The 16,094-nt window shown below is 31.1% G+C and carries 16 protein-coding genes and 4 pseudogenes; 5 read left to right on the top strand and 15 right to left on the bottom strand.

Features of this window, described 5'->3' with window-relative positions; translation table 11 throughout:
• Positions 1-4: 4 nt before the first annotated feature.
• Positions 5-1,489 carry a glucose-6-phosphate dehydrogenase gene (gene zwf, locus F1592_RS11820; protein ID WP_053017290.1) on the top strand — a complete coding sequence of 495 codons (1,485 nt, stop codon included), beginning with the start codon at positions 5-7 and terminating at the stop codon, positions 1,487-1,489.
• A gap of 283 nt (positions 1,490-1,772) precedes the next feature.
• Positions 1,773-2,636, top strand: a complete 864-nt coding sequence (locus F1592_RS11815; RefSeq protein WP_149809834.1) for an AraC family transcriptional regulator — start codon at positions 1,773-1,775, stop codon at positions 2,634-2,636.
• A gap of 160 nt (positions 2,637-2,796) precedes the next feature.
• Here the strand turns inward: F1592_RS11815 and F1592_RS11810 are convergent, their stop codons facing one another.
• From F1592_RS11810 to F1592_RS11790, 5 genes are all read right to left on the bottom strand, one after another.
• Complete coding sequence (locus F1592_RS11810) at positions 2,797-2,892, bottom strand: type I toxin-antitoxin system Fst family toxin (protein WP_107609979.1); 96 nt, start codon at positions 2,890-2,892, stop codon at positions 2,797-2,799.
• A gap of 172 nt (positions 2,893-3,064) precedes the next feature.
• Positions 3,065-4,711 carry a glycoside hydrolase family 13 protein gene (locus F1592_RS11805; protein WP_053017294.1) on the bottom strand — a complete coding sequence of 549 codons (1,647 nt, stop codon included), beginning with the start codon at positions 4,709-4,711 and terminating at the stop codon, positions 3,065-3,067.
• A 12-nt stretch (positions 4,712-4,723) separates the two neighbouring features.
• On the bottom strand, positions 4,724-5,719 hold the full coding sequence (locus F1592_RS11800) for a LacI family DNA-binding transcriptional regulator (protein ID WP_037536511.1): 996 nt from the start codon (positions 5,717-5,719) through the stop codon (positions 4,724-4,726).
• Between the two features lie 176 nt (positions 5,720-5,895).
• Positions 5,896-7,302, bottom strand: coding sequence for an NADP-dependent phosphogluconate dehydrogenase (gene gndA, locus F1592_RS11795; RefSeq protein ID WP_053017296.1), 1,407 nt, complete (start codon positions 7,300-7,302; stop codon positions 5,896-5,898).
• Between the two features lie 73 nt (positions 7,303-7,375).
• Positions 7,376-8,503 (bottom strand): M20/M25/M40 family metallo-hydrolase, encoded by a 1,128-nt coding sequence (locus tag F1592_RS11790; RefSeq protein WP_053017298.1) that lies wholly within the window; start codon positions 8,501-8,503, stop codon positions 7,376-7,378.
• A 158-nt stretch (positions 8,504-8,661) separates the two neighbouring features.
• Between F1592_RS11790 and prli42 the strand changes: the two genes are divergently transcribed.
• Positions 8,662-8,757, top strand: coding sequence for a stressosome-associated protein Prli42 (prli42, locus tag F1592_RS11785; protein WP_011275700.1), 96 nt, complete (start codon positions 8,662-8,664; stop codon positions 8,755-8,757).
• Here prli42 and F1592_RS11780 read toward each other — a convergent pair.
• The 10 genes and pseudogenes from F1592_RS11780 to F1592_RS13835 form a co-directional block, all read right to left on the bottom strand.
• A pseudogene (locus F1592_RS11780) lies at positions 8,754-9,146 on the bottom strand (transposase); the annotation flags it as partial. The gene prli42 and the pseudogene F1592_RS11780 sit on opposite strands and share 4 nt — an antisense overlap.
• Positions 9,147-9,422: 276 nt before the next feature.
• Entirely contained in the window at positions 9,423-9,773 is a 351-nt protein-coding gene (locus F1592_RS13845) for a recombinase family protein (RefSeq protein WP_223197242.1), read from the bottom strand.
• Positions 9,774-9,792: 19 nt separating this feature from the next.
• Positions 9,793-10,630: pseudogene (locus F1592_RS11770) on the bottom strand (AAA family ATPase).
• Entirely contained in the window at positions 10,623-11,567 is a 945-nt protein-coding gene (locus F1592_RS11765) for a Mu transposase C-terminal domain-containing protein (protein WP_233643566.1), read from the bottom strand. The pseudogene F1592_RS11770 and the gene F1592_RS11765 overlap by 8 nt, the downstream one beginning before the upstream one ends.
• Before the next feature lie 119 nt (positions 11,568-11,686).
• A complete protein-coding gene (locus tag F1592_RS13840; RefSeq protein WP_223197241.1) occupies positions 11,687-12,061 on the bottom strand; it encodes a helix-turn-helix domain containing protein in 375 nt (124 codons plus the stop codon).
• A 68-nt stretch (positions 12,062-12,129) separates the two neighbouring features.
• A complete protein-coding gene (locus F1592_RS11760) occupies positions 12,130-12,273 on the bottom strand; it encodes a hypothetical protein (protein ID WP_009384753.1) in 144 nt (47 codons plus the stop codon).
• Between the two features lie 24 nt (positions 12,274-12,297).
• Positions 12,298-13,355 (bottom strand): annotated as a pseudogene (locus F1592_RS11755) (methyltransferase domain-containing protein).
• A 19-nt stretch (positions 13,356-13,374) separates the two neighbouring features.
• On the bottom strand, positions 13,375-14,259 hold the full coding sequence (locus F1592_RS11750) for a permease (RefSeq protein WP_053017300.1): 885 nt from the start codon (positions 14,257-14,259) through the stop codon (positions 13,375-13,377).
• An 87-nt stretch (positions 14,260-14,346) separates the two neighbouring features.
• Entirely contained in the window at positions 14,347-14,667 is a 321-nt protein-coding gene (locus F1592_RS11745; RefSeq protein ID WP_002477737.1) for an ArsR/SmtB family transcription factor, read from the bottom strand.
• Between the two features lie 22 nt (positions 14,668-14,689).
• A pseudogene (locus F1592_RS13835) lies at positions 14,690-14,898 on the bottom strand (hypothetical protein).
• Positions 14,899-15,093: 195 nt separating this feature from the next.
• Here F1592_RS13835 and F1592_RS11735 point away from each other — a divergent pair.
• Entirely contained in the window at positions 15,094-15,693 is a 600-nt protein-coding gene (locus tag F1592_RS11735; protein WP_053017302.1) for a recombinase family protein, read from the top strand.
• A 60-nt stretch (positions 15,694-15,753) separates the two neighbouring features.
• A complete protein-coding gene (gene arsR / locus F1592_RS11730) occupies positions 15,754-16,068 on the top strand; it encodes an As(III)-sensing metalloregulatory transcriptional repressor ArsR (RefSeq protein ID WP_053017304.1) in 315 nt (104 codons plus the stop codon).
• Positions 16,069-16,094 lie beyond the last annotated feature (26 nt).

Genomic DNA, 16,094 nt, shown 5'->3' with positions numbered 1-16,094 from the left:
GAACTTGAGTAAACATTCTAAACATATTCCTTGTTTAATTACTATTTTCGGTGCTACCGGAGATTTAAGTCATAGAAAATTATTTCCATCACTATTCCACCTATTTCAACAAGATAATTTAGATGAACATATTGCAATAATTGGAATTGGACGTAGAGATTACACGAACGAAGTTTTTCGTGAACAAGTTAAAAGTTCTATCCAAAAGCATGTCAAAGATACGGATCAAATTGATGCATTTATGGAACATGTCTATTATTTTAAACATGATGTAAGTGATGAACAAAGTTATGATTCATTATTGAGTTTTTCAAATGAATTAGATTCACAATATCAGTTAAAAGGAAATCGCTTATTTTATTTAGCAATGGCACCTCAATTCTTTGGTATTATTTCGGATTACTTAAAATCATCTGGTTTAACCAATACTACTGGTTTTAAACGATTAGTTATTGAAAAACCATTTGGCAGTGATTTAAAATCGGCTGAGCAATTAAACAATCAATTAAGACGCTCATTTAAAGAAGAAGAAATATACAGAATTGATCATTATTTAGGTAAAGATATGGTTCAAAATATAGAAGTCTTGCGCTTTTCGAATGCAATGTTTGAACCATTATGGAATAATAAATACATTTCAAACATTCAAGTAACATCCTCAGAAGTATTAGGTGTTGAGGACCGTGGAGGTTATTATGAATCTAGTGGCGCATTAAAAGATATGGTACAAAATCATATGTTACAAATGGTTGCCCTTTTAGCTATGGAAGCGCCAATCAGCTTAAATAGTGAAGATATACGTGCTGAGAAAGTTAAAGTATTGAAATCACTTAGACAGCTTGATCCTCAAGAAGTAAAACAAAATTTTGTACGTGGACAGTATGATGAAGGATTTATTGATGGTGAAAAAGTCATTGCCTATCGAGATGAAGATCGAGTAGCCGAAGATTCAAATACTCCAACTTTTGTATCAGGCCGACTAACAATTGATAACTTCCGTTGGGCTGGCGTACCTTTTTATATTAGAACGGGAAAACGTATGAAATCTAAATCGATTCAAGTTGTAGTTGAGTTCAAAGAAGTACCAATGAACCTATACTATCAGACCGATAAATTGTTGGATTCAAACTTATTAGTTATTAATATTCAACCTAATGAGGGTATATCACTTCATTTAAACGCGAAAAAGAACATCCAAGGTATTGATACAGAACCCGTTCAATTATCATATGCAATGAGTGCTCAAGATAAGATGAACACTGTGGATGCCTATGAAAATTTACTATTCGATTGTTTAAAAGGTGATGCTACAAACTTTACACATTGGGAAGAATTAAAATCTACATGGAAGTTTGTTGATGTTATACAAGATGAATGGACTATGAATGAACCTAACTTCCCTAACTATGAGTCAGGTACAAATGGACCATTAGAAAGTGATTTACTATTAAGTAGAGATGGTAATCATTGGTGGGATGATATTCAGTAAACAGACAATTGATAAGCCTATAGTGAAGCCTTTTGGACTAAAGTAATATTTTGAGTTCAACTATTATTTTAATAGTAGCTATCTAAATTGAGCATGTGCTCATAGCCAGCCTCTTTCAACTATAGTTATTCTTTTGGTGGTGGGACAATGAATTGATTTTAAATTCTGTCCTACCACCCTTTTTTATTAAAAAATTTTCAATATGGCACATGTTAAGATGTATATTTTCTAAAAATAAGGTAAAATAAAAGTTAATGATTGTAAATTTATTGGAGTGAGAGTTTTGGACGTTATCAAGCAGATACAACAGGCAATTGTATTTATCGAAGATCGTTTATTAGAGCCGTTTAATTTGCAAGATTTGAGTGATTACGTTGGTCTTTCTCCTTACCATCTTGATCAATCATTTAAAATGATTGTTGGACAATCACCTGAACACTACGCACACGCAAGAAAAATGACTGCAGCTGCTAAAGAAATGGTTCAAAGTTCTTCGAGGTTAGTAGATGTCGCAAAAAAGTATAACTATCATAGTTCAAATGATTTTGCGAATGATTTCAGTGATTTTCATGGGATTTCACCAATTCAAGCATCTACAAAAAAAGATGAATTAAAATTACAAGAACGTTTATATATAAAGTTGACAACTACTGAACGAGCACCTTATCCATATAGACTAGATACCACGGAAGATATAGCATTAGTAGGTTATGTACGTTATATTGAAGCAAATAATTTATCTAATCCTTATAAAGTTCCTGATTTTTTAGAAGATTTAATTCTTGATGGTAAAATAAAAGATTTAAAAAGGTATAATAATATAAGTCCATATGAGTTATTTGTAATCACTTGTCCATTAGATAATGGATTGGAATTATTTATTGGTGTTCCAAGTGATAGATATCCATCTCATTTAGAAAGTAGAATATTACCTGGCAGACATTATGCAAAATTTAATCTCCAAGGTGAAATAGACTATGCGGTTAATGAAGCTTGGTATTGTATCGAATCAAGTTTACAACTTACTTTACCTTATGAAAGAGATAGCTTATATGTTGAAATATATCCCTTTGATATCTCATTTGAGGACCCATTCACTAAAATTCAATTATGGTTGCCAATTGAACAAGAAAATTATGATTTGTAAACATCAAAGAAATACATTTTTTAATCAAAGCACCATATCTTTTTGCAAATCTATAACGATAAGTGTTATAATCTAACTAACAAGAATATCTGCATTTTATGCACCAATCCCCTCACTATGCCAGTAGTGAGGGGATTTTTTGGTGTGGCTTGTCGCCTATTTACTTATTGTTACGGTTTCGTAGCCAATACGAAAATAACGCAACAATACAACCACTTGTTACTGTGGCTACGATGTGCACAAGAATATCTGCCATTTTAGCACCCCCTCTCTGCGTATAGATAAACGCCTGAGAGATAGGCGACTTATTTATTATATCATCTCTAATATATGAGTCATGTATTATTTACGGCCGTAAAATGATTTTTTATTTTTTTCAATAAAAAAGAGGCTAGGACAAAAAAGTATGTCCTAACCTTGCTTATGAATTAAATTTCTGCTACAAATGCTTCGAATGGCTTAAGTGATGTTGCATCTAATTGACTATTGTAGTTATGTAATTTGATTGCATCCTCATCGATATCAAAAGGTAATGTTAATGAACTTTGTTTATCGGTTAAATTACCTGCAACCACTACAGTTTTGCCTTCTAATTGTCTAGTATAAGCAAACACGTTTTCATTTTCTGCATCAATTAAATCAAACTGTCCATACGTATAAATTTCATGCGATTTTTTTAATTGAATCAATTTTTTGTAAAAATTAAGTACAGAATGCTCGTCATCTAATTGATGAGCTACATTAATATCTTTATAATTTGGATTAACTGGGAACCAAGGTTTTCCCTCTGTGAAGCCACCATTTGTAGAATCACTCCATTGCATAGGAGTACGAGAATTATCACGATTTTCCATTCTATACTTATTTAATAATTGATCAACGTCTCCACCTTGTTCTTTTACAATTTGATATTCATTTCTAACCGCAACATCATTAAACGTTTCAATACTTTCAAAAGGATAATTGGTCATACCAATTTCTTGTCCTTGATAGATAAAAGGTGTACCTTGCTGTAAGAAATACACAACGGCGTGGCTTGTAGCAGATTCAAACCAGTAATCTTTATCGTTACCCCAAGTTGATACACGACGAGGTTGATCATGGTTTTCTATGAAAAGTGCATTCCAACCAATTCCTTCTAGTCTCTTTTGCCAGCGATTCAACACTTCTTTATATGATTTAACGTCAAATTGAGAATCACCAGTACTCCATAAACCTAAATGTTCAAATTGGAAGATCATATTGAATTTACCTTTATCTTCTCCAACCCACTCTTCTGCATTATCTGGATTTACACCGTTGGCTTCTCCAACAGTCATAATATCATATTGGCTTAGTGACTCATCTTTCATTTCTTGTAGCCAATTCTGAATACCCGGTTGATTCATATCTACATCAAAGGCTGGAGCATATTTTTTTCCTTCTGGTACAGGTAAGTCACCAGCTTCAAATGTTTTCTTAATATGTGTAATAGCATCGACACGGAATCCATCAATACCCTTTTCAAACCACCAATTCATCATGTTAAATACTGATTCACGTACTTCAGGATTATCCCAATTTAAATCTGGTTGTTTTTTACTAAACAAATGGAAGTAATATTGATTAGTTGTTTCATCAAATTGCCATGTTGAACCATTAAAAATGCTCTCCCAATTATTTGGTTCAGAACCATCATCTTTAGGGTCTGCCCATATGTACCAGTCTCTTTTTGGGTTATCTTTACTAGATTTTGATTCAATAAACCAAGGATGCTCATCAGATGTATGGTTAACGACTAAATCTAATATTAGTTTCATACCACGGTCATGTACACCTTTTAATAGACGATCAAAATCTTCCATAGTACCAAATTCATCCATAATATCTTGATAATCACTGATATCATATCCATTATCATCATTAGGTGATTTATACATTGGACTTAGCCATATAACATCAATACCTAAGTCTTTAAGATAGTCTAATTTTTCGATTACACCTGGTAAATCACCAATACCATCATTATTACTATCATTAAAACTTCTTGGATAAACTTGATACGCTACTACTTCTTTCCACCAATTTTTATTCATAATTATGCTCCTTTATATTTTTGTAGTTGAAACCCTTTCAACTATTTGAGTTGAAATCAATTTTTCTCTAAAAGAAATAGTTTCATTTCTTAATACATCAATGATTGTATTGCCTGCTGTAAAGCCTAATACATCTGGGTTAATGTTCACGCTTGTTTGAGATGGTGTTGCATTTTCAGTGAGAAAAGATGTATTAAACGTGGCAGTTTGTATATCCTCTGGAATGCGCAGTTGATATTCATAAAGCACATTTAATAATTGCATATTTAACATAGCATCAGACGTTATAATCACTGAAGGCTTATGACTAGCATCAATACAATATTGCTTTATACAATCACGTAAATCATTCATGGACTCTATTACGATACAGTCATTTGAAAGTTTAACGTTGTCGCAGTATTGTTTAAATCCTACTGTTCTATCTTCTGTAACTGCATAATGTCCAGATTCTTGTAAAAATAATATATGTCGGTGTCCTAAATGATATAAATATTGTGTTAATTGATAAGCTGCACCGATATTATCATTATCAATATGTATTATATTTTCGTAGTTCAAAGATTTCCCAATTACAAGATAAGGAACTTTAAACTCATAAAGTAGGTGCTCAACAGGATCATCTTTCAATGAATATAAAAGAATAAATCCATCCACACTTTTAGATTGAATCATTGTTTTTACTTCATGATATAAGTCCCCGCTATTTTCCGACACAGTCATTCTAGTTGAATAGCCTCTTACATTACATGCCTGATTAATACCATTAAGAACGTCACTATTAAATGGATTTTGACGTATTTCAGGGGTGGAACTTTTCTGTATTAATCCAATGGTCATTGTTTTATTTGTTATTAATGTTCTTGCTGCTTGATTGGGTATGTATCCTAATTTGGACATAGCTGCTTTGACTTTATTTGAAGTTGCCTCACTAATTTTCGCATTGTTACGTATCACCCTCGATACTGTAGATGTAGCTACATTAGCCTCTTTGGCAACATCTTTAATTGTAACCGTTGTATATCACCTCAATCTTTAAACTTTAGTAAACGCTTTCAATCATTTTATATTTTCATGGTATAGAATTCGTATTAGGAAGTCAATCATTTAGTGCAATCGTTTGCATAATTTTTTAAAAAAGAAGTAAACCATTGAATTGGTTTACTTCTGTAACTAGTATGTGATTACTCTTCAACCCATTGAGTATGGAAGATACCTTCTTTATCTTTACGTTCATACGTATGTGCACCGAAATAGTCACGTTGTGCTTGAATTAAGTTTGCTGGTAAATTTTCAGAGCGATAACTATCATAGTAGTTTACGCTAGCAGAGAATCCAGGTGTTGGTACGCCATTACGTACACCTGTTGCTACTACATCTCTCAATGCATCTTGATATTCTGTGACAATACCTTTGAAATATGGATCTAATAAAAGGTTTTGTAATTCTGAGTTGTTATCATAAGCGTCTTTAATTTTTTGTAAGAATTGAGCACGAATAATACAACCTTCACGCCATATCATTGCTAGATCGCCTAATTTTAAATTCCATTCATTATCTTCACTAGCTTTACGCATTTGCGCAAATCCTTGTGCGTATGAACAAATTTTACTCATATATAATGCTTTACGGATTTTTTCTAAGAATTCATCTTTATTACCAGTAAATTCTGCTTTAGGACCGTTTAATTCCTTAGAAGCATTCACACGTTCTTGTTTAATTGATGAAATGAAACGAGCAAATACTGATTCAGTAATAATCGTTAAAGGAATACCTAATTCTAAGGCATTGATAGAAGTCCATTTACCTGTACCTTTTTGACCCGCAGTGTCTAAGATCTTTTCGACAAGTGCTTCATTGTCATCATCTAATTTAGTAAAGATATCACCAGTGATTTCAATTAAATAACTTTCTAATTCACCAGCATTCCATTCTTTAAATGTCTTAGAGATGTCTTCATGTGACATACCTAATAAATCTTTCATCATCGCATAGCTCTCTGCTATAAGTTGCATATCTGCATATTCAATACCATTATGAACCATCTTAACATAGTGACCGGCACCATTTGGTCCAATATATTCTACACATGATGCACCATCTTTTGCTTTTGCAGCAATTGCATCAAGTATATCACTCACTTTATTATAAGCTGCTTCTTGACCACCTGGCATTAATGAAGGACCAGTAAGGGCACCTACTTCACCACCAGATACACCCATGCCAATAAAGTTAATACCACTTTCAGCTAAGGCTTTATTACGACGGATTGTATCTTGATAATTAGTGTTACCACCATCAATTAAAATGTCATCATCATCTAATAATGGAAGTAAACTGTCAATTGTTGCATCTGTTGCAGGACCTGCTTTAACCATTAATAAAATTTTACGTGGTTTTTCTAATGAATTAACAAATTCTTCTAAAGAATATGTTGGGTGGATTTGTTTACCTTTAGATTCTTTAACCATTTCATCTGTTTTTTCGCTTGAACGGTTATATACAGAAACACTATAACCACGTGATTCAATGTTCCAAGCGAGGTTTTTACCCATTACTGCTAAACCTACTACACCTATTTGTTGAGTCATATTACTTACCTCTCTCATTCAATTTTTCAATAGTATTGTATCATAAAACTTGAAAGTACTTCACTAAACTAAATTACGATTTAGCTACTAAGTCAATAATTTTGACAATTTGTTTTGCCAATTGATTAAGTGAATTTACTGAAATACGTTCAGATGTCGTGTGAATATGTTCGTAGCCCACACCTAAAATGACTGTAGGTATTCCAAATGTATTAATAATACTGCCATCTGATCCGCCTCCAGCAATAACAGTATCCCCTGCTAAACCAAGTTCTCTAGCACTATTGATAGCAAATTGAGTTACTTTGTCATCATTTTCTATTTTAAAACCAGGGTAGCTCTTCTCAATGATAACTTTTGCTTCACCACCTAATTCTTGTGCGGTAGTCTCGAATGTTTCCTTCATATGAGTAATTTGTTGTTCAATACTTTGATTATCATGAGAACGTGCTTCAGCTTCTAAAACTACTTCATCAGCAACGATATTTGTAGCAGAGCCACCATGAAATTTACCTATATTAGCAGTAGTATAGTCATCAATTTGTCCTAGCTTCATGCGACTAATAGCTTTTGCAGCAATGTTTATTGCACTAATACCTTCTGAAGGTGTACTAGCATGAGCTGTTTTTCCTAAAATAGTTGTGTTTATTACCATTTGAGTTGGTGCTCCTACTACTGTTGTGCCAACGGGTTGACTCGCATCAACTGCATAACCAAACTCAGCGTCAATGTATGATGTATCTAGTTCTTTAGCACCTTTAAGACCAGATTCTTCACCAACAGTAATAATAAATTGGATTTGGCCATGTGGAATTTCATTTTCATTAAGATATTGAATGGTTTCAAGTATTGCTGCTAATCCCGCCTTATCATCAGCACCTAGAATGGTACTACCATCAGAATAAATATAACCATCCTCTTTAATTTGAGGTTTAATATTTATTCCAGGTACAACAGTGTCCATGTGACTAGTGAAGTAAATTTTAGACACATCTTCTTTCGCACTAGTGGCTGGTAAAGTACAAATAAGATTGTTAGCACCTAACCATGACTTTTCTGATGCATGATCTTCAATTACATTTAAACCTAGTTCTTCAAATTTCTTTTTTAAAATGGGTTGAATGACTTCCTCATGTCCTGTTTCAGAATTTATTTGGACTAATTCTAAAAATGTTTCAAGTAATCGTTGACTGTTTATCATTATGACAAAACCCCTTTCTCATTTGATTTCTATTTTAACTAATTTTCTACAATATCAAAAATAAATTGATTGCCATTTGTATAAAAATCATTTATGGTTAATTTATATATTAAGTAAAGTGTATTATGTAAGTGTTTTTAAATAAGGAGCGTTAAATAGTGAATAATAAAGTGCTAAGAATTATAATAATTGTAATGTTGATTGCAATTGTCGCAGCATTACTACTAACAAGTTTAGTGCCTCTAATGCATTAATCTTCGCAATAAAAAGGAGTACGGAACATAAAGTTCCAGGATAAGTAAATAAAGACAATTTCTATTGAAATAATATAGAAATTGTCTTTTTGATAATGTTTTTGATTATTTTCAACTCGTTGAGCTTTTACTTTTCTTATATTAAGTGCCATTAGCACAAATCCTAGTTCTCTTTTGGCTTTATTTATCCCACGAACGGTCATTCGAGTGAAACCCAAAATAGCTTTCATAAATCCAAAAACAGGCTCCACATCAATTTTTCTTTGACTGTAGTTGGTTTTGGTTCTGAAAGCTTTTTATTAATTTGTGCTTTAAAATATTCCCAATTATAATTCTTCATTATTTTTTTCTTTTGAATTAAAGTTCATACATTGTTGTGTCTTTTTTGGAGTTATATGGCATTAATTTTATTCTTTAAATGGCACAAAGCAGGTAAACAGTTATATGATTGTCTACCTGCTTTGTTTTATAACCTTTCTCTAATTATTCTATAAATTGAAGTCCTACTCAATCCCGTCATTTGAGCAATTTCTTCACCTATATATTTATCACTATCATATAGTTTTTTAATATTTTGCTTTTGGCTTTTTCAATTTTTTGAGGCCGTCCTCCTTTTCGACCTTTTTCTCGAGCAGCATTTAAACCATGTAATGTTCTTTCTTGCACTAGAACTTTTCAGATTCTAGTAACATTTTGAATACTCTAATAAAGTATTTCCCATATTCATTTTGAGTATTTATATCCAGGTTAAGTACTTCTAAATGGGAGTTTTTCGATATTATTTCGTGGTCTAGGAAGTTTATAAACTGTCTAGGCGTTAAACCTAAAGCTTTCAAATCAGTTATAACTAAAATATCATTCTCTTTTAATTCTTCTAAGCAACTTTTAAATTCTATTTGTTCTTTACTATAAACATTTACTTTTTCAGAAAAAACTAAATCACATCCATTGGTTAATAAATAAGTTATCTGGTTATCTAAATTTTGATTAGTATAAAGTACACGTGCATATCTCATATACTACAGCCCTTTCAAATTACTCATTTTCTCCTATTAGTAAACCATCTCGAGCAGTTTCTATCACTTCAACATTTATTTTATTCAATTCGTTAATTTCCATAATTCGTATAATTTGAGAAAATAACCTTTGTACTAATCTGAAATTACCATTGGTAATTTTTATTACTGTATTAATAGATTCATAATCTTCAAAATCCTCATAACTTAAAGGTAATGAAAGTTCATTCCATCTATATTCTAAAACGTGTTTTAATTCGTCGTTACTTAATTTTTCAAATTGATGACTGAAACCAAATGCGAGAATATAATTGAGGATACCTTGATAATCGTTTCTCTATGCCCGGCATACCGATTAATACAACACCAATATCAAGTTGATCATAAATATCTCTAATAATTTCCAATGTTTTATAATTTAACCTATCAACTTCATCAATGATAATTAAATCAATTTCATAATTCCTTGGTTGTAATCTAACAAGTTCTTCTAATCCATTAAACTCCTCTTGCTTTTTCAATGAGCGATACCCAATTTTTCCTAATGTTAATTCACTAGCTAGGTTCAATAGTTCTTTATAAATTCTTGAAGGTCTAACAGGAGGTGCTGTGTAAAAAATCGTTTTACAATTTAAAAATTGATCATCGTGTACATTACTTCCTTTATCATCAGCTTTTTGAAATTCAGTAATGATTGGGTTTACATAGTCCCAATTAGCATAATATTGTGTAGAAAATGTTTTACCTACACCAGGATTTCCGTAACAAACTCCCATGTATTTATATTTAGCGCAATTATCACAAAATTCTTCAAAACGACGATACTGTTTCGTTTCAACCAAAATTTTATTAGTCATTTTTATACCTTTTTAGTTTTGACTTTTTAACTTGTTTAGCGTTATCACTTAATTCTTCATTTGATGGTTTAGTGTGATTGAGGTTTTGAACGAGGTGACGTGTCCGAGTAATACTTTTTCCTAATTCTCTTTTCTTATTTGCTCTTAGCCTTCCTATTTCTTTTATACTTATACTTTGGTTTTCTAAGTCACTGCAATACGCAATACTTAAAAATTGATTATTTAAATGAACTCGAATTTCTGAAATATCTTGAGGATCATATCTTATAAAAACTTCTTCTGTTATATAAGCAATGAGATTAGTGGAGAAATATCTTAACCCTTTAAAATAAATACCATCTTTGTGTATTTTTCTATGTTTAGTTGTAGTTAATAGTAGTAAATCTAACAATTCTCTCGATTCAGGTAATTGGGAGAGAAAGTCTGGTTGATTCCATTTTTGTATTGGTTTTTCTTTTGTTGTTCCATGTTGACGATAATGATACTCATTTAATATAAAGTGTTCAAACTTATTATTAAGGTCTTCCAAAGTAAGATGTTTTCTTGATTTTTTATTTTTGGTATAACCAGGCAGTAATTCAAGAAACATTAAATTAACTGTTTGAAAAAAACGTTCTATTTTTCCTCTGTCTTTTGGTATACCTATTTTGGAATATATCAGTTCTATTTTGAGATTAGCTGACACTTGTTGCATATTTTCTGAGGTATAGTCTTTGCCGTGGTCAGTATAGAATTTTTCTGGTATCCCACAAATTGGCCAATTTGAATTTCCCTTTTTCCATATTGCTTGTCTTAGAACAAGTGCTGTTCTCTGGGTATCTGGTGTTCCAAACTCTATTCTAAAACCTGCAATTGCACTGCTATAATCATCTAAAACGATTGTTAGCCATGGTCTTTCAATTTCATTCTTTTCATTTAATACTTCTATGTCTAACATGGTATGGTCAGCTTGCCAAATTTCATTAGGGCGCTCACACTCACGTGTGTAAATACCATCGTATTTTTCAGCATATTTTTTGAATTCATATTTGAATAAGCTTTTAATTTTTCAGGTATTCACTTAATAATATTATAAACTTGATAATAGCTAGGTTCAGATAGCGTATTATTGTTACACCACTGTTTTGTTTTGCGGTGTATAGAAGCTATAGAAATTCCTCTGTTACTAAAATACTCATTCTGAACGAATTTGATAGTACTTTCTTCTATCTTTATACGATTTCTGTCTTTTCTCGTTTTATCTATAAGACCTGCTAATCCATCATTTTTGTATCTACTAATCCAATTATAAAGTTTGCGATTCGGTACTTTTGCTGATTCACTAACTCCTCTTACTGATTTTAATTTTTTAAAATAAGGTTCCAGTATATAATACCTTTCCATAGCTTTTTGACGTTCTTCTTCGGTAAAGTCAGCTAAATTTTTAATCATTTCAGCACCTCCATTAAAAAAGGAAGCATACTTTTATGCTCCCTAATTTAATTGTTAATGATACGGCATTAACAACAACCTTTATTATTCTGTTGATCTTTATTTGTATTCTCCTTTTTGCTCTCTTTATTTTCTTCAATCTCAACGGAACAACAAGCTTGTTCTTTAGGTTTTAATTTAGAAATAGCTTTTTTAAATGCGTTTTTTTCCATTTTAACACCTCCTTTAATTGTTATTTAGCAACCACATGATGTATCGCAACATTCTTCTAAATCAATTGCTTCTTCATTTTCATTGATAAATTCAAAGACATCTTTATATGGATTTTGCTGTAATATATTAAATGTTTTTTCACATACAAAGGCTCTTTCTCCACGCTCAAAAATATGGTCAACATGATCTTCAATATGTTTAAATGGTCCTTTGTATATAACAGATTGTCCTTTATCAATACAAGGCCCTTCTTTACCTTTATGAGCTATAACAGTCATACTTCTAAAGTTAATATCTTCTATAGTAGTCCATGTATTTTCGCGTTTATCTATTTCCACACCATAAAAGCCTACCTTTTCGAAAGCTTCAACAAAAGATTTTCTTCAATTGCGCCTGAATAGCAACCACTCCACAAGTCTTCGTCTTGTCTCAATTGTTCTGGAACTTCTACGTTAGAAACAATATCTGAGATAACAGCTTTTCCACCATCTTTTTAAAACACGATATATTTCTTTGAAAAGTGCCTCTTTTTCTTCAGTTGAAACTAAGTTTAGAACACAGTTAGATAATAACCACGTCTATGCTATTATCTTTTATCATAGTCATTTCGTTTTCTCAGTAATTAATATATTGGTTGATAGATTGATAAGTATTTAAATCACTAGCAGGGTGTTCTTGTAAATATTTATCCAATACTTCTAAATCTAATTTTAAATTTTGAATCTTTCCTTTATAAAAACTTACATTGTCATAACCAATTTTTTCAATCATTTAATTTTGATATTTTTTAGCAAGATTTAACATATCATCGTTCATGTCTACGCCAATAACTTTGCCTGTTTCACCAACAATTTGAGAAACTATATAAGGAACTTTGATACCACCAGAAACTAAATCTAATACTGTATCTCCTTCTTTGATTTTACCTAAAGGATCTCCACAACCATAATCTTTCTCTATGATTTCATCAGGTATAATCTTTAAGTACTTTGTATCATATTCTACTGGGCAACATAAATTTTCTTCATGTTTTTTTAGCAGCATTCCCATATCTATTGATTACTGAAGTTTCTTGATTCATTAATTTATCCTCATTAAACTTAAACAATCATATTAACTATTAATCCTGTAGCAACAGCTACAACTAAAATTGCGATAACGAATGAAACTACAAATTTTTTCTTGAATAATTTAGATAATAATACAACTTCGGGAATACTTGCACCAGCACCACCTATGATTAATGCAACTACTGTTCCTAAGGACATCCCTTTTGATACTAATGCTTCAGCTATAGGTAACATTGTTTCAGGTCTGATATACATTGGAATACCTATAACAGATGCAATGAATACGGATATAACGCCATCTCCACTTGCGTATTTTGTAATAAATGTTTCGGGTACAAATCCATATATGAACGCTCCAATAAATACACCAATAAATAGATAAGGAAGCATTGGATATAAAAATGCCCACGCATCATTTAATGCTTGTTTAAAACGAGATCCCGTTTTATTAGCAAAAAATCCATCGCCTTTAACATTTACGTCTTTATAAGTTTCAGCTAAATTCATTTTAGAAAATACAAAACCTGTTAAGATACTAAATATTGCTAGTACAACAAAATAAACTATTGCAACTTTCCAACCTAATAAAGCCCATAACATAAATAGCATTAATGGATTCATCAATGGTGAAGCAATTAAAAAACTCATAGATGGACCAAAAGGTACTTTAGAATTTAGTAGTCCTGCAAGTATTGGAATGGTAGAACAAGAACAGAAAGGTGTAATAGCACCAAATACCATTCCTAGAATATAATTAATAGCTTGATTAGGTTTACTTAAAAATCTTTTTATTTTCTCTTCTGAAATAACTTGTTGTATTAGACTGACGATGAAACTCACGATTATGAATAGTAATAATAATTCAAAAAACAACATTAAAAACGTTTTTATGAATTCCATGATTGAATCTATCATTAGTATGACGCCTCCAAATTTATTTAATCAATATTTCTTGATTTATTAATCAAAAAAAATTGATTAATACTGTGATAAAAAAGATACTTAAAGTATCTTACAACAAGTATCTTCATTTAAAACTACCTGTATTTGTTGCTCATTAATTTTATAATAGTTCCATGTACCATGCTTTTCAGCAATAAGAATATTGGCATCCACTAATTTTTTTAGGTGATAAGAAAGCTTAGATTGTTTTAATTCTAATAATTCCTCTAAATCACATACACACAAAGATTTTGTATCGCTTTGACGTATTGAATGTAGAATTTTAAGTCTAATTTTATCAGCAAGTGCATTAAACATCTGTTCATAAAAATCTAATTGTTCTTCCTCGGTTCTATTAGGACTGGATTTAATAACTTCCATTGAAAGATCACCTCTCTTATATTTACATACCTCTATTTTGTTTAAGTTCTTGTATTGCTAAATTAAAATGAGTTTCTGTCATTTTACCATACATATCAGTCTCTCCTTTAAAAAAACTCTTTCTTCATATATTATAGCTTCTTTTAAAGTGACTTCTCTTGATATCATGATTAGGTTCAAATAACTAACAAAATAATCAACAGATAGTGTGCTTGCATGATTTACTCTCATAAAATAGAACTCCTTTATAAAAAAACAAAACAATACATCAATTTTTTTTGATGTATTAACTATAAATTATTATTTCAATTTTTGCAAGATACTAATTTCTGTCATTTAGGGTGTACCCTAATCGAACAATAAAAAACTCTTGTAAAGTGCTGTTTCTATTTGCATGATTAGGGTGTATGAGAAAGGGTGTTAAAAATGATAGTTGGATATGCAAGAGTTTCGACCATTAACCAAAATTTAGATAGACAAATTGAAAATTTGCACTCTTTTGGTGCTGAGAAAATTTACACAGAAAAACAATCAGGTAAATCTATAGAAAACAGACCTGTTTTTCAAGAAGTATTAAATTTTTTAAGAATGGGAGATCGTTTAATTGTTGAGTCTATTGATCGTCTAGGCAGGAATTATGATGAGATTATTCAAACTGTTAACTATTTAAAAGAAAAAGAAGTCCAATTGATGATTACAAGCTTGCCTATGATGAATGAAGCAATTGGAAATCCATTGTTAGATAAGTTCATGAAAGATTTAATCATTCAAATTTTAGCAATGATTTCAGAACAAGAAAGAAATGAAAGTAAACGTAGACAAGCTCAATGTATTAAAGAAGCCAAAGAAAAAGGGATATATAAAGGGAGACCTATTCTGTATTCTCCCAATGCTAAAGACCCACAAAAACGTTTGGTTTATTACCGAGTTGTTGAATTACTTGAACAAGGTAAATCTATAAGTACTATAGCTAAAGAAGTAGGTATTACACGCCAAACTATATATAGAATTAAAAACAGTAGATAAAAGAGTATAGATTAAGATCTATATAGATGTTAGTCTATTAAATGTCTAGGAGGTATATTCATGTCTTATAAAGAACTATCAACAATATTAAAAGTTTTATCAGATTCAAGTAGGTTGGAAATACTGGATTTACTATCTTGTGGGGAGTTATGTGCTTGTGACTTGCTAGAGCATTTTCAATTTTCACAACCTACATTAAGCCATCATATGAAGTCATTAGTAGATAACGAGTTAGTTACTACACGAAAAAATGGTAATAAACATATGTATCAACTTAATCATGAATTTTTAGATTATATTAATCAAAACTTAGATATCATTAATACATCTGACCAACGCTGTGCTTGTAAAAATATGAAGTCAGGTGAGTGTTAATGACAATTTTAGCAATTGTAATTTTT

It is taken from the genome of Staphylococcus sp. GDX7P312P, assembly GCF_008385775.1.
Taxonomy (GTDB): Bacteria; Bacillota; Bacilli; order Staphylococcales; family Staphylococcaceae; genus Staphylococcus; species Staphylococcus haemolyticus.
The sequence above is the reverse complement of the archived record's forward strand: the minus strand, read 5'-3'. Positions and strand labels throughout refer to the sequence as shown.